Here is a 16825-nt window from a genome sequence, read left to right as displayed (position 1 = left end):
GGCGGAGGCGGAGACGTTGACGAGTCGTACGCCGCCGGTTGAATGAGGCTGAAGAAATGCTGCGCATCGGGCTGTTCCTCGCGTTCCTGGTCGTTCCCGTCCTGGAGATCTGGCTGCTGATCCAGGTCGGCTCGGTGATCGGGGGCTGGCAGACGGTCGCCCTGCTGATCGCGGACAGCCTGCTGGGGGCCTGGCTGGTGCGCCGGGAGGGCCGCCGCGCCTGGGCCGCCCTGCGGGGGGCCGTCGAGTCCGGCCGCATGCCGGACCGTGAGCTCGCCGACGGCGCGATGATCGTCGCCGGGGGCGCCCTGCTGCTGACCCCCGGCTTCCTCACCGACGTGTTCGGCTTCTTCCTGATCCTGCCGGTGACCCGGCCCGTCGCCCGGCGGCTGTTGTCGTGGTTCTTCGGCCGCCGCGTGCAGGCGATGGCCGCCCGCTCGCCGTACGGGCCGCTGCTCGGCGGGACCGGGGCGTTCGGCGCGTTCGGCGACGACGCGGGGCGCCCGGACCGGGCCGGCCGTACGGGCCGCGGCGCCGCGAACGGACGTGTGGTGCACGGCGAGGTGATCGGGGACGAGCCCGGCGACCCTCGCCGCCCCGGCGCCTGACCCCGGGCCCGGCGTCCTCGCGTCAGGCGGCCCAGAGTTTGCGCACGCTTCCGGTGATCGGTGTGTGGCGCGCGGGCCGGCGGGCGAACCTGATGATCAGAGGCTTCGCGGGGAACGCGGTGGCGCCGCTCTTGATGCGGTAGTCCACGTGGGGGGTCACGACCTCGGGCTCCCCCCGGGCCAGCGCGAGGCCCAGGGTGGTGCGCACCTGCAGGTCGGCGAAGGCCGCTCCCAGGCAGCGCCGCTGTCCCACCCCGAACGGCAGGAACCGGTACGGCGAGGGCCGCAATCCGGCCCACCGGGACGGCAGGAAGACGTGAGGGTCGGGGAAGACCTCCGGATCGAGGTGCTCAAGCATGGGGGAGGCGAACAGCAGCGCCCCCTTGGGCACCGGCGCAGAGCCGCCGATCTCCACGTCCCGCGTCACCCGGCGGGGCAGGGACAGCGGCACCGTGGGGATCAGCCGCTGCGACTCCTTGACCACGGCGTCGAGCGTCTCGTCGTCGTCGGCCCGGACGTCAGGGGTGCCGGCCAGCGCCAGCATCGCCCAGGTCATGGTCATCGCCGTCGTCTCGAACCCGGCGGCGAGCAGCCCGTGCAGCTCCCCGGCGATCTCGGGGGTGGTGAGGGCGTCGCCCTCCCCGTCCACGGTGTGGCACAGGATCGACAGCGCGTCCCGTGCGGGCTCCTCGGCCCGCCTGCGCTCCACGAGAGCGGCGAAGCGTTCGTAGATCCCGGCCACCCGGCTCGTCCAGCGGCCGTACGGCGTCCAGGCGCGCTCGACCTGGAAGAGGAACACCGCCGGGTTCAGCGTGGTCTGCAGCAGCGCCACGACCTGCTCGACGAGCTCGACGTTCGCCGCGTCGGCCTCCAGGCCCAGCAGGCCGGTGAGCATGTTGGCCCTGGTGATGGCGAGGAACTCGGCGGCCATGTCGAACGGCTCGCCGTCCGCCCGGGCGAAGCGAGACCGGGCGAAGGTGCCGGCGAACACCTCCCCGTAGTGCTCCATGACGCTCTTGTGCATGATCGGCATGAGCAGCCTGCGTGAACGCCCGTGCCGCTCTCCGTTGAAGGTGATGACCGCTTCGAACATCTTCGACCAGGGCCGCCCCTGGGGGACGCTGAAGACGCCGTCGCTGAGCCTGTGGAAGGTGTCGTTGTCGGTGAAGAACCGCCGCACCGGCTCCTCGCCCCTGACCAGCGCGACCGAGCCGTTGCCCCCGGTGGCGGCGAGCACGGGCCCGGGGGTGAGCGGGGCCAGCCGGTCGAGGGTGTACCAGGCGGGGTGGGCGAGGAACCTCAGGTTGTTGACCATCGGAATGCCCCGCGGTCCGGGGGCGTCGAGACGAAGGGATGTGTCGAACATCTTGGCCATGGCGGGCCTCCCAGCGGAGAGTACGTTTCCCTCCGGCGGGCCTTCAACGATTCCTCCGATCGCTTACCTGAACGTAACGGGGGAAGGGGACGAGCCGCTTCAGGGCGGCGCGTGGCCTCCTGCTCGGGTGACCTGGGATGACCGCCTGGATGTATAAGACAGATGCGCAAGACATTCGTCTTATACATATGTGTGAGGCGAGGGTATGCTGGTCGCATGGGTAATCGGGAAGATCTGCTGGCCGGTGCCAAACGCTGCCTTCTTGAGAAGGGCTACGCGCGGACGACGGCGCGTGACATCGCCGTCGCGTCCGGCGTCAGCCTCGCCGCCATCGGCTACCACTACGGGTCAAAGGAGGCGTTGCTGACGGCGGCCCTCGTGGAGGCCATCGAGGAGTGGGGCGCCGACCTCGGCCGTCTTCTGGCGCAGGAGAGCGCCTCCGGCGGCGCCGGATCCTTCGTGGCCACGTGGACGAAGGTGGTCGAGTCGCTGGGCGCCTCCCGGCCCCTGTGGGCCGTCCAGTTCGAGACGATCGCCCACCTGGAGCGCACACCCGAGATGCGGGTGGCCTTCCCGGAGTCGACCAGGGAGGCGCGGCTCGGGCTCGCCCACCTCTTCGGACACGCAGTCGGTGGCGGCGCTGACGGCGGCGCTGATGGTGACAGTGCGGACGAGGGCGGCACTGACGGTGCGGACGTGGACACGGCGCTCGCGGTCGGCGCGTTCTATCAGGCGCTGCTGGTCGGCACGGCCGCCCTGTGGCTGTCGGATCCGGCGAGCGTCCCATCGGGCGAGGACCTGGTGGTCGCCCTGAGAGCGGTCGCGGCGCGGACGGAGCCGGCGGCCCCGGCGCCGGACGGCACGCCCTGAGCCGATCGGCGGCCGATCCGTGGCCGAAAGTCCCCCCCTTTTGGGACTTTCATCGCTGACCAGGCACGGCACCGCGAGGCACGCTGGCATGGAGGACGGGAGATGGGGGGCAGTCATGAACACCGGTACGTCCGAGGCGATCTCCCGCGCCGCTCGCACCGCGGTCGACGCGGCGATATGGGCGCCTTCGATCCACAACACCCAGCCATGGTCGTTCGCCCTGTCGGGCGACGAGATCAGCCTGCGCGCCGACCCGGACAGGAAGCTGCGCCTCGCCGACGCCGCCGGCCGGCAGATGCTGGTGAGCTGCGGCGCAGCGCTCTTCACCGTGCGGATCGCGCTGCGCGCGCAGGGCTGCGAGCCCGAGGTGCGGCTGCTGCCCGATCCAGAGCGGCCTCTCCTGCTGGCCACCGTCCGGGTGCGCCCGGGCGCGCCGCCGGACGAGCACACCCGGCTGCTGCACGCGGAGGTGGAGCGCCGCCGCACCCACAGGTCCGGCTTCACCGCGCTGTCGGTGCCCGAGCGGCTGATCGAGGCGCTGGTCGCGGAGGCGGCCGCCGAGGCGGCCCACCTGACGCCGGTCAGGGCGGACGCCGCCGTCCGGGTGCTCGCCTCGCTGACCGGGGCGGCGCAGGCCGTCCAGGGGGAGGACCGCCCGCGCCGCCTGGAGATCATGCGCTGGGCCCGGCCGCCGGACAGCGGGCGGCGGGACGGCGTGCCCGCCGCCGCGTACCCGGCCGAGCCGCGGCGCACCTATCCGGAGCACTTCGCCCAGCGCGACTACGCGGGGAGCCGTCAGTGGGGAGGCGAGACCGACGATCGGCTGTCCAGCGCGACCGGCCTCGTCGCCGTGCTCACCACCCCCGGCGACCTGCCGGCGGACTGGCTGGCCGCCGGGCAGGCGCTGCAGCGCGTCCTGCTGCACGGCTCGGCGTACGGGCTGAGCGTCGCCTTCCACACGCAGGCGCTGGAGATGGAGGAGCTGCGGGAGTTCATCCGCAGACATGTGTGCTCGGGTGAACACCCTCAGACGATCATGAGGTTGGGCTTCGTCCTGGACGAGCTCGCCAGCGTCCGCCGCACCTCCTCCGAGGTCCTGGACGACGACGGCTGACGCCCTCCGGCGCCGCCGCGCGGGAAAGCCGATCCCACCCGGCGCGGCCTGTGCCCCCACGCCCGGCCCCGGACTTCGCGCGCCCCGGCCGGGCTTTCGCGTCGCCGGACGGCTCGCCTGCGCGTTTCCCGGAGTCGCCGGCGATTGAAGGACCAAGGTCCCGAAGCAGGGGGACCTCGGCTGCGCGAGTGAGAGCCGTACGGCACTGCTGCGGGACGGCGGGAAACGGTGTCATGGAGGTGCGACAGAAGACGACAGCATTGAAAGGGGCCGGCCATGGCCACCATCCACGGGCGTCACCAGAGCGAGCAGCGTCTCGCCGACGCCGCACTCCCCGTCACGAACGCCGCCCCCCTCCAGCGGGAGACGCGCACGGTGGACCACGTCTGGGCCGTCGCCCGGATCGCCGTCGGCTGGATCTTCCTCTGGGCCTTCCTTGACAAGACCTTCGGCTGGGGCTTCGCCACTCCCGCGAAGCGCGCCTGGCTGGAAGGCGGCAGCCCCACCACAGGCTTCCTCAAGGGGACCGCCGACAAGACGTTCGGCGGCTTCTTCAACGGCCTGGCCGGGCAGGCCTGGGTGGACTGGCTGTTCATGATCGGCCTGGCCGGGATCGGCGCCGCCCTCATTCTCGGTGTGGGCATGCGGATCGCGGCCGGCGCGGGCGGCCTGCTCCTGCTCATGATGTGGGCGGCGGAGCTCCCCCTGGAGACCAACCCCTTCCTGGACGAGCACATCGTCTACGCGATCGTCCTGGTGGGCCTGGCCCTGGTGGGCGCGGGCGACACCCTGGGCCTCGGCAAGCTGTGGGGCGCGACCGGCCTGGTCAAGCGCCACCCCATCCTCAAGTAGCCGCCATCGGCCGGTGCCCGTCCCCCGCGAAGGGGGATGGGCGCCGTCGCGTCCCGGGTGGAAGGCTTGTGTCATGGCGGAGAACGAGGGCATGCCTTCCCCGTCACCTCGCCCCCGCCCGGCGGCACCCGCCTCAAGTGGAGCGTCCCCGGAGCCGGCCCGGCTCCGGCCGGCCCGACAAGGAGATGAGCATGACCGGAAGGATCGTCGTCGGCGTCGACGGCTCACCGGCCGCCACGGCGGCGGTGGAGTGGGCGGCCGACGACGCCGCCCGCAGGGGCGCGGCGCTGCGCGTCGTGCACGTACGGGAGGAGTGGGCGCACGAGTACCCCTTCCACGCCGTGCCGGGCTTCGACGAGTCCCTGACCGAATACTGCGAGGGCGTGGTGGGCGCCGCCGCGGAACGTGCCCGCGGGCGTGCCCCCGGCGTCGAGGTGACGACCGCCCTGGCCGAGGGCACGGTGATCGGAAGCCTCATGGCGGAGGCCGGCGACGCCGGCGAGATCGTCCTCGGCAGCAGGGGGATGGGAGGCTTCACCGGGCTCGTCCTCGGCTCGGTGAGCATCGGCGTCGCCGGGCGCGCCCCCTGCCCCGTCGTGGTCGTCCGGGGCCCCTCGCAGGCGGTGCACGGCGAGGTCGTCGTGGGGCTCGACGGGTCGTCCCACTCGGAGGCGGCCCTTGAGTACGGCTTCGCCCAGGCCCGCCTGCGAAAGGCCCGGCTGCGCGCCGTGCACGCCTGGCAGATCCCGGCGTCGTCCCCCTTCGCCCTCGGCTACGCCGACGTGCTGGACGAGGTCTTCCAGCGGGAGTCGGCCGGGTTCCGCCGGCGCCTGGAGCCGTGGCGGGACAAGCACCCGGACGTGGAAGTCGCCGAGTCGGTGGTGTCCGGCCACCCCGTCGCGGCGCTGTCCGACGCCTCCCGCCAGGCGGATCTCGTGGTGGTCGGCTCGCGCGGGCTCGGCAGGGTCGCCGCCGCCGTCCTCGGCTCCGTCGGCCACGGCGTCCTGCATCACGCCCACTGCCCGGTCGCGGTCGTACGGCCCCGCCGGACGGCCGGGGACGAGGACCCCGGCTGAGCGGCAGGTTTTACCCAGGCCAAGCGCCGCCCTCGCAACCCCCTGCGTCCGAGTGCCCGTACAACAGGTAGGGAAGTCATCGGCAACGGCGCGCTGCGCCCGCCGGTGCGGAGCACGGGGGCATGCCATGACACGGGACGATCGTCCGCCGTGGCGCGTGCCGCGCGCCGGGGCGGGCAGGACCGCTCGGCGGCCGGGTCTCGGTCTTCCCACGGCCCTGCGCGGAAGGCTCGCTCGTTTGATCTACATACCGGCACTGCTCTGCCTGGTCGGATACTCCGCCGTTTCGAGGATCAGGGAATGGCGGACGCGGCGCCTGATGGACGCCATCAGCACCCACCTCTCCCGGGTCGAAGCGGGCGGGGTGCCCAGGCCGCTGCCCGCTCCCGCTCCTTGCGGCCCTTCCGGGCCGCCGGCTCAGCTGGCCAGGCTGACGGAGAACATCAACGCCACGATCGACCTGGCCTCCCGGCTCGGCTGGTTCGCCTCCGACCTCGCGCACGAGCTGCGCACCCCGCTCACGGCGGTCCGGGCCGAGCTGGAGGAGGCGGGGATGCACCACGACCAGACCGACGTGGCCCGGCTGGTCGGCCGTACGCTGCCCAGCCTCGACCGGGCGGAGGCCGTGGTGAAGAGCATGCTGATGCTGGCGCGGACCCAGGCGTACACCGATCGCGACAGGGAGCTGATCGACCTCGGCGACCTGGTCGAGCAGGAGGTGAACCGGCGGCGGGACCGGCTCGCCGTCAAGGTGCGCCAGGCGGACGCCGTCGTCGTCACCGCCGTGCGGGAGCAGATCCGGCAGGCGACGACCAACCTGCTCGACAACGCCCAGCGGCACGCCCGCCACCGCGTCGAGGCGGAGGTGCGCCGGCAGGGAGGTCACGCGTGGCTGGTGGTCGACGACGACGGCGACGGCGTCCCCCAGGCCGAACGGCAGCGCGTCTTCGACAGGTTCGCGCGGCTGGACGAGAGCCGGCGGCGGGACCGCGACGGCGCCGGCCTGGGGCTGAGCATCACCCGGGCGATCGCGCAGGCCCACGGCGGCGACGTCCACGTCGAGGACGCCCCGGCGGGCGGCGCCCGCTTCGTCCTGCGGCTTCCCCTCGCCTGAACGGCCGGCGGCGTGATCGCTCCCCGTCCCTCCGGTCAGGAAGACGGTGACGTCAAACCGGCCTCGTAGGCGATGATGACGAGCTGGACCCGGTCGCGGGCGTCGAGCTTGGCCAGCAACCTCGTCACGTACGCCTTCACGGTGGCGACGCTGATCACCAACTCGGCGGCGATCTCGGTGTTGGACATGCCGCGCCCGATGAGGGTCAGCACTTCGCGTTCACGCGCGGTGACGCCGTCGAGCTCACGGGCGCGGGGGACGGAGGCGGGCCGTCCGGCGAACTCCTCGATCAGGCGGCGGGTGACGCTGGGCGCGATCAGGGCGTCACCGGCGGCGACGACCCGGACCGCCGTAAGGATGTCCTCCAGGGCCATGTCCTTGACGAGGAATCCCGACGCGCCGGCGCGCAGCGCGCCGTGGACGTAGTCGTCGTCGTCGAACGTGGTGAGAACGATGACGCGCGCCGTGCCGGGACCAGCGGTGATCAGCCGGGTGGCCTCGATGCCGTCCATGCCGGGCATGCGGATGTCCATCACCACGACATCGGGGGCCAGGTCCCCGGCCAGCCGCACCGCTTCCGCGCCGGTTCCGGCCTCCCCGACGAGTTCGAGGTCCGGGGCGTCGGCGATGACCATCTGCAGGGCGGCGCGGACCAGCGGCTGGTCGTCGGCGAGCACGACGCGGACGGTCATCCGGCTCCCGCCGGAACGGGCAGGCGGGCCGCCACCCGGAAGCCGCCTTCGGGGCGCGCCCCGGCGGAGAGGGTGCCGCGCAGCAGGCCGACCCGCTCACGCATCCCGATCAGGCCGTATCCGCTTCCGCCTGCAGGGCCGCGGCCGCTGTCGAGGACCTCGATGGACAGCTCCTCGTCCCGGTAGTCGATGGACACCCGGCAGGACCGCGTGCCGGCGTGGCGCACCACGTTGGCCAGCGCCTCCTGGACGATGCGGTAGGCGGACATGTCGATGTCCGGGGGCAGCGGACGCCGCTCGCCCCTCCACCGCACGTCGACGTGGAGGCCGGCGTCCGTCGTCGTCGCGGCCAGCCGGTCGACATCGGCCAAGCCCGGCGCCGGACCGTACGGCGGCACCTGTGACATGGGTGACGACCACTGTGACTCCTGTGACGGCTGCCCCGGATCGGCCCGGCGGAGCGCGCCGAGCATCAGGCGCAGCCCCGACAGCGTCTCCCGGCCGGCCGTCTCGATCTCGGCCAGCGCGTCCCGTGCCCGTACCGGCTGCGTGTCGATGACCCGGCGCGCCGCCCCGGCCTGCAGGGCGATGATGCCGATGCTGTGCGCGACCATGTCATGCAACTCGCGGGCGATGCGGAGCCGCTCGTCGGTCACCGCCTGGGCCGCGGCCCTGGCGCGCAGTCCCTCGGCGTACTCGTGGGCCTGGCGCACGGAATTGCCGAGCAGCCAGGCGACGACGGCGGTCAGCGCCACGGCCAGCTCCGCGGAGGTTCCGATGGGCCAGCCGAACAGCAACCGTGTGGCCAGGTACCCGGCGAGCACGACCAGCGCCATGGCGACGGCGATGATCCCGGTCCGGCGCGGTCCGGCAGCCGAGACGAAGTACAGCGCGACCTCGACCGCCACGAACTGAGGCAGAGGGATCTCCCCGACTCCCAGGGCGGTCGGCGCGACGGCGGACGCGGCGAGCAGCAGGGCCAGAGCTGGCAGCGGCCTGCGGCGCAGCAGAACGCCGCCGGCCAGCACCAAGGCCGTGGCCACCACCAGGAACGCCAGGCCGTCCATCCGGTAGAACTGGACCGCGAGACGCGCGGCCGGCTCCCACTCACCGGGCAGCCTCATGCCCGTGAGGAACGTGAACGCCATGCCCGCGCACCAGGTCAGCACCGTCCAGGCGCCGGGCGGCACGCGCTTCAGCAGCGGCAGCGGTGAGGTGACGTGCATGCCGGGAGCGTAACCGCCCGCCCCCCGCCGAGGCATCGGACCACGGGTGTACACCCCCGGTCCACCGGCGCTGCGGCGAATGCCGCCGGCGGTCCGATGCGGCGCGGGCAGGGCCTGCGGCACCGTCGGGCAGGTGATCGAATCCTCCCCCCGGTGCCGGGCGCTGACGGCGGCGTTCATCGCCGCTTCGGTGGTGGCGCCGATGACGGGCGCGGCACGCCCCGCGGCCGTCCCGGCGCCCGTTCCCCGCCCGCTCGTCCCGCTGAGGGCCGCGACCCCCGCCGCCCTGGCCGTCCGATACGCCGAGAGCCGGGACGGCATGCGAGCGGCTGAGCGGATGGCCGCCGGTCATGGTGATCGGTGGCGGGCCGCGATGCTGCGCGCCATGGCGGACCCGGCCCGCACCTTCCTGTTCTTCGACGGCCGCGACGGCGGCCGGGCCGCGGAGGTGTTCGGCGAACTGCCGGACGCCGAGCGGATCGCCGTGCTGGTTCCCGGAGCCGGCACCAGCCTGGACAGGTACGGACTCCTGCGAGGCGGCGCGATGAGGCTCCGGCAGGAGATCGGTGACCGGTCCGCCGTCATCGCCTGGCTCGGGTACCGGACGCCGAGCACCGTGAGCCTGGCGACGCTGACACCCGGCCGCGCCGACGAGGCCGTCCCTTACCTGCGCGCCTTCGTGCGGGAGCTGGGCACGGTCAGGCCCGCCGCCCGCGTCTTCCTGCTGTGCCACTCCTATGGGTCGGTGGTCTGCGCCCGGGCCGCCTCCAGGCTGGACGTCGACGGCATCGTCCTGTTCGGCAGCGTGGGCACCACCGCCGGCACGGTCGCGGAGCTCCACACCCGGGCGGCCGTCTGGGCGGGCCGCGGCACCGGAGACTGGACGGCGAGAGTGCCGAACACGCGGCTTCGCCTTCCCTTCGCCACCATCGGATTCGGCGCCGACCCGCTCTCGCCCGCGTTCGGCGCGAGAGTCTTCGCCGCGGGCGACGGCGGCCACAGCGACTACCTGCGACCCGGCGTGGCCCTGGACAACATCGCCAGGATCGTCACAGGGCAGGCCCCTTCCGAGGGGAGCCGTGGTGCGTGACCTCATCCGGCGCATCGAGGCGGAGACCGGGCCAGGCCGCGACCGTGCCGTCGACGCGTTGCGCGCCGCGGCCATCGCGGGCGTGGTGCTCGGCCACTGGCTGGTGACGGCACTGGTCGCCGACAGCGGCACAGTGCGCGTCGGCAGCCCCCTCCGGCAGATGCCCCAGCTCGCCCCGGCCTCCTGGCTGCTGCAGACGATGGCGGTCTTCTTCCTGGTGGGCGGGCAGATGGCGGCGGACAGTCACGTCAGGGCGCGCGGCCGGGGCCTGACCTACCGGCGGTGGCTCACCACCCGCATGGCCCGGCTGTTCCGGCCGGTCACCGTCGTGCTGGTGATCTGGAGCGTCGTGGCGGGCGTGATGCTCGCCGCCGGCGCCGACCTGGACACCGTGCGCGTCCTGGTCAAACTGGTGCTGTCACCGATGTGGTTCCTGCTGGTCTTCGCGGCGCTGACGGCTGCGACCCCGCAGGTGGCCAGGCTGCACCCGGTGTGGCCGCTGGCCGCCGTGGCGCTGATCGACGTGATCCGTTACGGTCTCGGGGGGCCCGGCTGGCTCGGCTGGGCCAACGTGGCGGGCGGCTGGCTGGTCCCGTACTGCCTGGGCGCGGCCTGGGCCCGCGGCGACCTGCGCGGCCGCACGACGGGATGGGCGCTGCTGCTCGGCGGAGGCGCCGCCACCGCGGCACTCGTCCTCTGGGCCGGCTACCCGGCCGCCATGGTGGGGGTGCCCGGCGCCCGGATCTCCAACCAGTCCCCACCCACCCTCGCGGCGGTCACGTTCGGCCTCGCCCAGTGCGGGGCGGCGCTGCTCCTGCTGGACCCGCTGCGCCGGGTGCTGCGGCGCCCCGCCGTCTGGGCCGTGGTGGCACTGGTCAACCTCGCCGCGATGACGATCTTCCTCTGGCACCAGACCGCCCTCATCGTGGTGACCGCGCTCGGCCTGCTCGCCGGAGGCCCGCTGCCCGGCCTGGGCACCGTCCCCGACGACCCCGGCTGGGTGCTCGCCCGCCTGGCCTGGTTGCCGGTGTTCGCGCTGGCCCTGCTGGCATGCTGCGCCGCGTTCCACGCCCACGAGCGCGGACGGCCCGGCGACCGTGGTTCACCGCACGGTCACCCGGCGGGGTCCGGGACGAGATCCCGGGCCCGGCGGGCCTCGAAGAGGAAGCAGCCGAACTCGACGGCCCGCACGTGGACCAGGGCGACCTCCGGGTCGGCGAAGAGCGTGTCCAGCAGCGACCCGGCGGCCGAGGCGTCCGCCGACAGGTGATCGCCGAGCAGGTGGCCGGCGAGGATGGACCCGTCCGCCCGGTAGGCGCGGAACACGCGCCGCGGCCCGCCCATCGCCACGGGATAGCCGTCGTCCGGCCCCTCGCAGGGCTCGGCGCAGACGAACACCGGGCCGACCTCCTCGTACGCCCCCGGATCCGCGCCGGTCTCGGCCGCCCAGCCGCGCAGCGGGGCGTACGACACCAGCATGATCGTCTCTCCTGGCGCCGACCGCCGCAGGCAGCAGCGCAGCGGGCTGCCGCCCCCGTCGTCGGTGACGACCCGCGGCTCCCGCCCCGCGTCGTCGGCTTTCCTGAGGCGGTCCGTCACGCCGGGCTCGATGGCACTGATCTGGTAGGTCATGCCCCCATCGTCCGCCGGGCCCTACGGGGCGGGCTGGCGGGAATCGGCCGTCGCACCCCCCGCCTGACCTGGCGCGGGGCTTCGGCGTTGCATCCGGCGGCCGCCGGGGGATGGAAGGGGAGGGGGCATACGCAGGGGGGCGTCATGATCGTGGTCGGGGTGGACGGGTCGCTCGCCGGTCTGGAGGCGGCGGCCTGGGCCGCCAGGGAGGCCGATCTCCGCGGTGTCCCGCTGAAGGTGGGGCACGCCCTGCCGCGGTGGGCCTGCGGGGGCGAGGGGCACGAGCCGTACGCGGGCGTGGCGAGGTGGATGCGCCAGGGCGCCGCGGGGGTGCTCACCGCGGCGGTGGAGCGGGCGCGCCAGGTGGCGCCGCGGGTCGCCATCGAGGAGGCGCTGCTTCCGGGGGATCCGCGTCCCGCGCTCATCGAGGCGGCCCGCGACGCCGAGCTGCTGGTTATCGGCAATCACGGGCTCGGCGGCTTCCGGGGCCTGCTGCTCGGCTCGGTGGCGTACGGGCTGGCCGGGCACGCTCCGTGCCACGTGGTGGTGGTGCGGGAGGTCCCCCCGGTGCCGCGCGGCGAGGTGGTCGCCGGCGTGGACGGCTCCCCTGCGGGCGCCGCGGTGCTGGACTTCGCGTTCGCCGAGGCGGAGCTGCGGGGCGCCCGCCTGCGGGCCGTCCACGCGTGGAGCCCCTGGGCGGCGGGGGCCGGGCTCGTCCCCGTGCCGGACGACTTCGACGACGAGAAGGCGGAGGTCCGGCTGCTGCAGGACGCGCTGGCCGGGCACAGGGAGCGCCACCCGGGTGTCACGGTGGCCGAGGAGGTCGTCCGGGGCCATCCGGTCGACGCGCTGTGCCGGGCGCTGGACGGCGCGGACCTGCTCGTCGTCGGTTCACGCGGGCACGGCGAGCTCGCGGGCCTGGTCCTCGGGTCGGTCAGCCAGGCGTTGCTCCACCACGCCCGGGGCCCGCTCGCCGTCGTCCGCACAGGTTGACCGGCGTGTCGCGCGGCAGGTGCGGGCGGGGCGGATCGGCCGCCGCCCGCGTCCTGTTCGCCATCGTGCTCGCCGCTCACATCATCGCCGAGCTCGGCCACGGCGAAAGCCACGCCCGCGATCACCACGGGCACCCGATGTGAATGCGCCCCGGCATGAGGACGCCCCCGACGGCGATGCCGTTCGGGGGCGTTCCGGTTGGGCGTCCTACGCGCTCTTGCGCCGCTGCTCACGGAGGATCGCGAGGCGCTCGTTGAGCACTTCCTCAAGATCCTCGATGGAGCGCCGCTCCAGGAGCATGTCCCAGTGCGTACGCGGCGGCTTGGCCTTCTTCTGCTGGGGCTGCTCCGCGTCCACCCGCAGCGCCGGGCTTCCGCAGCTCCGGCACTCCCAGGTGGTCGGGATCTCGGCCTCCGCGGCGAGGGGCACGGTGGTGAGATGGCCCTTCGGGCACGTGTAGGACACCTCCTGGCGAGGAGCCAGGTCGGTGTTGCGGTCGTTCTCGTAGCTGGTCGCGCCGAGCCGGGTACCGCGAAGTGCACGCTCGCCCATTTTGTTAAGCCTCCTGAGGTCCCCGCCTTGAGAGGGGTTCGTTCGCCACCGCGTACAACGCCTGATACCGTGTGTGGATTCCCAGCTGAGACCTGATCCAATCGCGCTTTTTGCGGCTCACTGGTCTCAGATGTGCTCCGGTACCTCGTTTCCCGCCTCCCTGATGGCCTTCGGCAGGTTGACGGCGGCGAGCAGGACGAAGCCGATCACGAAGAAAATCACGAGCGACACGATCGCGACGCGGTAACTGTCGGTGAGCTGGAGGGCCAGCGTCAGCGTGAGCGAGCCGAGGAACGCCGACCCCCTGTCGCTGATCTGGTACAGGCTGAAGTACTCGGCCTCCCTGCCCGGCGGGATCACCAGCGAGTAGAGCGAGCGCGAGAGCGCCTGCGTGCCGCCGAGGACGATGGCGATGAGGATCGCGATCGCGTAGAACTGCACCGCGGCGCCCTTCTGCAGGAAGTAGGCCGCGCCCACCACGGCGGTCCAGACGACGAGGCTGCCCAGCACGGTGCGCTTGGTGCCGAACCGGAGCGCCAGGCGGCCGAAGGCGAGCGCGCCGCCGAACGCGACGAACTGCACGATGAGGATCGCGCTGATCTGGGTGGTCTTGCCCAGCCCCAGCTCCTGGTCGGCGTAGGTCGCGGAGAAGCCGATCACGGTCTGCACGCCGTCGTTGTACATCAGGTACGCGGCGAGGAACAGCAGCGTCCGGGGGAAGCGCCGAAGGTCCCCGATCGTGCGGCCCAGCTGGCGGATGCTGCCGGCGACGGCCTGCGCCGGGCCGGTGTCGTGCGACGCGACCGGGCGGTTGCGCAGGCGCAGCAGCGGGATGATCGTGAAGCCCGCCCACCACAGCCCGGCCGACGCCAGGCTGATCCGCACGGCCAGGCCCTCCTCGATCCCGCTGGCGAGGTAGAGCACCAGGTTCGCCGCGAGCAGCACCCCGCCGCCGAGGTAGCCGAATCCCCAGCCCTTGCTGGAGACGGTGTCGCGCTCCTCCGCCCCGGCGATCTGCGGCAGGAACGAGTCGTTCACGACGATCGAGGCGCCGAAGGCGACGTTCGCCACGAGGAACAGCAGGCCGCCGAGCAGGTACGCCCCGCCGGAGACGAAGTAGAACCCCAGCGTCGCCGATGCGCCCAGATACGCGAGGAAGGTGAGGATCTGCTTCTTGCGGCCGGTGTGGTCGGCCAGGGCCCCGACGACTGGCATGACCACGATCTGCAGGAGCACCGAGATCGTGACCAGGGCCGTGAAGTACGCCTTCGGCCGCAGGTCCAGCCCGAGGAACGAGACGAAGCCGCCCTCGCCGCCCGCCGCCGTGGTGGCGACGGAGGTCAGGTACGGCCCGAGGAAGACGGTCAGCACGGTGGCTTGGAAGGCCGAGTTGGCCCAGTCGTACCAGTACCAGCCGCGCTGCTCGCGCCGGCGGGCGCCGGGGGTCTCCTCGTCGACGACCTGGGGGGCGGTCATGGCTGTCTCCTCGCCTGATGGGCGGTCGTTCGCACGGTGGGCTTGTGGTGGTCTACTGGGCTCGCGGATGCCACTGGCCGCGTGACTTGAGCATGTCGCGCAGGCCCGTGATGTTGTCGGTCATGATCCCGTCGACTCCCAGGTCGAGCAGGCGGCCCATCCACCCCGGGTCGTCGACGGTCCATACGTGGACCTGCATGCCGATCGCGTGGGCGGTGCGGACCAGGGCGCGCGTGGTGACCCGCAGCCCGCGGAAGCCGATCGGGACCTGTGCGCACGGCGCCCCCGCCTGCGCCAGCCTGGCCAGCAGCCTGCCGTACCCGCCGCCGAGCGCGGCGGTGCGGAGGGCGGCGACCCCGCGCGGCCCGAGGGACCAGCACACCTCACGGCCGAGCACCCGGCGCGCCTGCTCCAGGCGCAGGTCGGAGAACGACGTGAGGCAGATCCGGTCGTAGGCGCCGGTGCGGCGGATCGCCCGGGCCAGGGGGAGGATCGCCGGGGTCTCCTTGACGTCGATGTTGACCCGGACGTCCGGCCAGGTGCCGAGCAGGTCCTCGATCAGCGGGATCTCGTCCCGGCCGCCGATCCTCGCCTTGCTGACCTCGCGGTAGGGCAGCTCGGAGATGCGTCCCCTCCGGTCGGTCACCCGGTCGAGGGTGTGGTCGTGGAACGCCAGCAGGACGCCGTCCGACGTGGCGTGGGCGTCGGTCTCCAGGTAGGTGTAGCCGAGGTCGACGGCCCGGGAGAAGGCCGCCATGGTGTTCTCGCGGCCCTCGGCCGCTCCGCCGCGGTGGGCGAAGGCGAGCGGCCCGGGATGGTCGAGGAACGCGAAACGGCGGTGCACGAGCAGGAGTATGCCGGTTGGCGGGGCGGGACGTCAGCGCGCGGCGGTGAACATTTGGGTCACGGGCGGCCCATTGACGTCCATTCCTGCCGTCTGACCTCGGCCATCGCGATCGCGGCGGCCACCGCCACGTTGAACGACCCGACCCGGCCGACCTGAGGGATGTAGGCGACGGCGTCGGCCGCCTCCAGGGACGCGGGGGAGCAGCCGTGGTCCTCGCCGCCGAGGAGCAGGCAGACGTCTCCGTCCAGCTTGGCCTCGTGCAGCGGGACGGCGTCGCCGGTCAGCTCGACCGCGACGACCGTGTACCCCTCCTGCCTGGCGGTCCTCACGGCCTCGCCCACCGGGACGGGCTCGTGCCACTCCACCAGCCGGTCCGTGCCCAGCGCCGTCTTCTGCGCCTTCGGGTTGGTGGGCGGGGTCGCGTTGCCCGCCAGCCAGATCGTCTCCGCCCCGAACGCCGCCGCCGTGCGGAAGATCGACCCGATGTTGAACGGGCCGGTCACCGACTCAAGGATCAGTGCGAGCCGGGCCTCGGTGCCGCGCCGCCAGGTCCGGTTGAGCCGCTTCACATCGGTCGGCCTGAGCTGCCTGCGCGGGTTCGCGCCGCTCACGGGCCGCTCGCCGCCTGTGCTCGTGCCCGCGCCCGCGCTGCTGGTGGTGGTGGCGCGCTCGCCGCTCGTGGTCATCGGTCGCTCACGGTTCCTTCTCGTCGGGCGCCGACCTCGAGCACCCGGTACGCGGCGCGGGAGGTGAGGCGGGAGGTGGGCCGGCCCTGGTCGTTCAGCCATCGCTGCAGCGAGTCGGAGCCGAGGTGCCGCTGCACCACCAGGTACGCGGCGCCGTCCGGGGTCAGCCGGTCGAGCCACCGGGTGAGCATCCCGTGGAGGGCCTCCTTGCCGATGCGGATCGCCGGGTTGGACCAGATGGCCCGGAACCTGACGTCCTGCGGCACCTCGTCGACGTGAACCGACCTTACTTTGTCAAGGCGGGCGCTCTTAGCGTTGCGCTCGCACAGCTCCAGCGAACGGCGGTTCACATCGACGGCCCAGACCGTCGCCGCCGGCGCCCTCGACGCCATGGTCAGGGCGATGGGCCCGTAACCGCAGCCCAGGTCGAGCAGATCGCCGTCCGCGGGGGGCGGCGGGACGCTCTCCAGGAGCACGCGGGTGCCGTGGTCGATCCGGTCGGGGGAGAACACGCCCCGATCGGTCTCCAGGCGCAGGTGCAGGTCCGGGAGGACCAGGGCGACCGTGCCGGGGCGGCTGGCCGCCTGGGGACGCTCCTCGAAGTAATGGGCCACGTGCCCAA

18 protein-coding genes and 1 pseudogene are annotated in these 16825 nt (G+C 73.3%); 10 read left to right on the top strand and 9 right to left on the bottom strand.

Features of this window, described 5'->3' with window-relative positions:
• The first annotated feature begins 56 nt into the window (after window positions 1-56).
• A complete protein-coding gene (locus tag AB0B72_RS13500) occupies window positions 57-608 on the top strand; it encodes an FxsA family protein (protein WP_367738925.1) in 552 nt (183 codons plus the stop codon).
• Window positions 609-630: 22 nt separating this feature from the next.
• Here AB0B72_RS13500 and AB0B72_RS13495 read toward each other — a convergent pair whose 3' ends face one another.
• Complete coding sequence (locus AB0B72_RS13495; protein ID WP_367738924.1) at window positions 631-1983, bottom strand: cytochrome P450; 1353 nt, start codon at window positions 1981-1983, stop codon at window positions 631-633.
• A gap of 216 nt (window positions 1984-2199) precedes the next feature.
• Between AB0B72_RS13495 and AB0B72_RS13490 the strand changes: the two genes are divergently transcribed.
• The 5 genes from AB0B72_RS13490 to AB0B72_RS13470 all read left to right on the top strand — a co-directional run bounded on the left by AB0B72_RS13490 (window position 2200) and on the right by AB0B72_RS13470 (window position 7009).
• Complete coding sequence (locus AB0B72_RS13490; protein WP_367738923.1) at window positions 2200-2853, top strand: TetR/AcrR family transcriptional regulator; 654 nt, start codon at window positions 2200-2202, stop codon at window positions 2851-2853.
• 115 nt (window positions 2854-2968) lie between these two features.
• Window positions 2969-3967, top strand: a complete 999-nt coding sequence (locus tag AB0B72_RS13485; protein ID WP_367738922.1) for a hypothetical protein — start codon at window positions 2969-2971, stop codon at window positions 3965-3967.
• Window positions 3968-4243: 276 nt separating this feature from the next.
• Complete coding sequence (locus AB0B72_RS13480; RefSeq protein ID WP_367738921.1) at window positions 4244-4819, top strand: hypothetical protein; 576 nt, start codon at window positions 4244-4246, stop codon at window positions 4817-4819.
• A gap of 191 nt (window positions 4820-5010) precedes the next feature.
• Complete coding sequence (locus AB0B72_RS13475) at window positions 5011-5895, top strand: universal stress protein (RefSeq protein ID WP_367738920.1); 885 nt, start codon at window positions 5011-5013, stop codon at window positions 5893-5895.
• 238 nt (window positions 5896-6133) lie between these two features.
• Complete coding sequence (locus AB0B72_RS13470) at window positions 6134-7009, top strand: sensor histidine kinase (RefSeq protein ID WP_367738919.1); 876 nt, start codon at window positions 6134-6136, stop codon at window positions 7007-7009.
• 35 nt (window positions 7010-7044) lie between these two features.
• Here AB0B72_RS13470 and AB0B72_RS13465 read toward each other — a convergent pair whose 3' ends face one another.
• Entirely contained in the window at window positions 7045-7701 is a 657-nt protein-coding gene (locus tag AB0B72_RS13465) for a response regulator (protein WP_367738918.1), read from the bottom strand.
• The gene (locus AB0B72_RS13460; RefSeq protein WP_367738917.1) at window positions 7698-8927 is read right to left on the bottom strand and encodes a sensor histidine kinase; all 1230 of its coding nucleotides are present in this window, start codon (window positions 8925-8927) and stop codon (window positions 7698-7700) included. The genes AB0B72_RS13465 and AB0B72_RS13460 overlap by 4 nt, the downstream gene beginning before the upstream one ends.
• Window positions 8928-9060: 133 nt before the next feature.
• On the opposite strand from AB0B72_RS13460, the gene AB0B72_RS13455 reads away from it, so the two are divergent.
• Complete coding sequence (locus AB0B72_RS13455) at window positions 9061-10017, top strand: alpha/beta hydrolase (protein ID WP_367738916.1); 957 nt, start codon at window positions 9061-9063, stop codon at window positions 10015-10017.
• Window positions 10010-11287 carry an acyltransferase gene (locus tag AB0B72_RS13450; RefSeq protein ID WP_367738915.1) on the top strand — a complete coding sequence of 426 codons (1278 nt, stop codon included), beginning with the start codon at window positions 10010-10012 and terminating at the stop codon, window positions 11285-11287. The genes AB0B72_RS13455 and AB0B72_RS13450 overlap by 8 nt, the downstream gene beginning before the upstream one ends.
• On the opposite strand, the pseudogene AB0B72_RS13445 reads toward AB0B72_RS13450, so the two are convergent.
• Window positions 11224-11496, bottom strand: a pseudogene (locus tag AB0B72_RS13445) (DUF1203 domain-containing protein); the annotation flags it as partial. The gene AB0B72_RS13450 and the pseudogene AB0B72_RS13445 overlap by 64 nt on opposite strands.
• Window positions 11497-11793: 297 nt before the next feature.
• On the opposite strand from AB0B72_RS13445, the gene AB0B72_RS13440 reads away from it, so the two are divergent.
• The gene (locus AB0B72_RS13440; RefSeq protein WP_367738914.1) at window positions 11794-12642 is read left to right on the top strand and encodes a universal stress protein; all 849 of its coding nucleotides are present in this window, start codon (window positions 11794-11796) and stop codon (window positions 12640-12642) included.
• Between the two features lie 5 nt (window positions 12643-12647).
• Entirely contained in the window at window positions 12648-12785 is a 138-nt protein-coding gene (locus AB0B72_RS13435) for a hypothetical protein (RefSeq protein ID WP_367738913.1), read from the top strand.
• A gap of 64 nt (window positions 12786-12849) precedes the next feature.
• Here the strand turns inward: AB0B72_RS13435 and AB0B72_RS13430 are convergent, their stop codons facing one another.
• From AB0B72_RS13430 to AB0B72_RS13410, 5 genes are all read right to left on the bottom strand, one after another.
• Complete coding sequence (locus AB0B72_RS13430; RefSeq protein WP_367738912.1) at window positions 12850-13194, bottom strand: RNA polymerase-binding protein RbpA; 345 nt, start codon at window positions 13192-13194, stop codon at window positions 12850-12852.
• Between the two features lie 126 nt (window positions 13195-13320).
• On the bottom strand, window positions 13321-14670 hold the full coding sequence (locus AB0B72_RS13425) for an MFS transporter (RefSeq protein ID WP_367738911.1): 1350 nt from the start codon (window positions 14668-14670) through the stop codon (window positions 13321-13323).
• Between the two features lie 52 nt (window positions 14671-14722).
• The gene (locus AB0B72_RS13420) at window positions 14723-15514 is read right to left on the bottom strand and encodes a glycerophosphodiester phosphodiesterase (RefSeq protein ID WP_367738910.1); all 792 of its coding nucleotides are present in this window, start codon (window positions 15512-15514) and stop codon (window positions 14723-14725) included.
• A 59-nt stretch (window positions 15515-15573) separates the two neighbouring features.
• A complete protein-coding gene (locus AB0B72_RS13415) occupies window positions 15574-16203 on the bottom strand; it encodes a TrmH family RNA methyltransferase (protein WP_367738909.1) in 630 nt (209 codons plus the stop codon).
• Window positions 16200-16817, bottom strand: a complete 618-nt coding sequence (locus tag AB0B72_RS13410) for a class I SAM-dependent methyltransferase (RefSeq protein WP_367738908.1) — start codon at window positions 16815-16817, stop codon at window positions 16200-16202. Before AB0B72_RS13410 ends, AB0B72_RS13415 begins: the two co-directional genes overlap by 4 nt.
• Window positions 16818-16825: the final 8 nt, after the last annotated feature.

The organism is Microbispora sp. NPDC049125 (assembly GCF_040802045.1).
Classification (GTDB): Bacteria; Actinomycetota; Actinomycetes; order Streptosporangiales; family Streptosporangiaceae; genus Microbispora.
The sequence above is the reverse complement of the archived record's forward strand: the minus strand, read 5'-3'. Positions and strand labels throughout refer to the sequence as shown.

Bases quoted from the DNA above. Each gene is read 5' to 3' on its own strand.
- AB0B72_RS13500 (WP_367738925.1), top strand. From the start codon at position 57: ATGCTGCGCATCGGGCTGTTCCTCGCGTTCCTGGTCGTTCCCGTCCTG.
- AB0B72_RS13495 (WP_367738924.1), bottom strand. From the start codon at position 1,983: ATGGCCAAGATGTTCGACACATCCCTTCGTCTCGACGCCCCCGGACCG.
- AB0B72_RS13490 (WP_367738923.1), top strand. From the start codon at position 2,200: ATGGGTAATCGGGAAGATCTGCTGGCCGGTGCCAAACGCTGCCTTCTT.
- AB0B72_RS13485 (WP_367738922.1), top strand. From the start codon at position 2,969: ATGAACACCGGTACGTCCGAGGCGATCTCCCGCGCCGCTCGCACCGCG.
- AB0B72_RS13480 (WP_367738921.1), top strand. From the start codon at position 4,244: ATGGCCACCATCCACGGGCGTCACCAGAGCGAGCAGCGTCTCGCCGAC.
- AB0B72_RS13475 (WP_367738920.1), top strand. From the start codon at position 5,011: ATGACCGGAAGGATCGTCGTCGGCGTCGACGGCTCACCGGCCGCCACG.
- AB0B72_RS13465 (WP_367738918.1), bottom strand. From the start codon at position 7,701: ATGACCGTCCGCGTCGTGCTCGCCGACGACCAGCCGCTGGTCCGCGCC.
- AB0B72_RS13460 (WP_367738917.1), bottom strand. From the start codon at position 8,927: ATGCACGTCACCTCACCGCTGCCGCTGCTGAAGCGCGTGCCGCCCGGC.
- AB0B72_RS13440 (WP_367738914.1), top strand. From the start codon at position 11,794: ATGATCGTGGTCGGGGTGGACGGGTCGCTCGCCGGTCTGGAGGCGGCG.
- AB0B72_RS13430 (WP_367738912.1), bottom strand. From the start codon at position 13,194: ATGGGCGAGCGTGCACTTCGCGGTACCCGGCTCGGCGCGACCAGCTAC.
- AB0B72_RS13425 (WP_367738911.1), bottom strand. From the start codon at position 14,670: ATGACCGCCCCCCAGGTCGTCGACGAGGAGACCCCCGGCGCCCGCCGG.
- AB0B72_RS13415 (WP_367738909.1), bottom strand. From the start codon at position 16,203: ATGACCACGAGCGGCGAGCGCGCCACCACCACCAGCAGCGCGGGCGCG.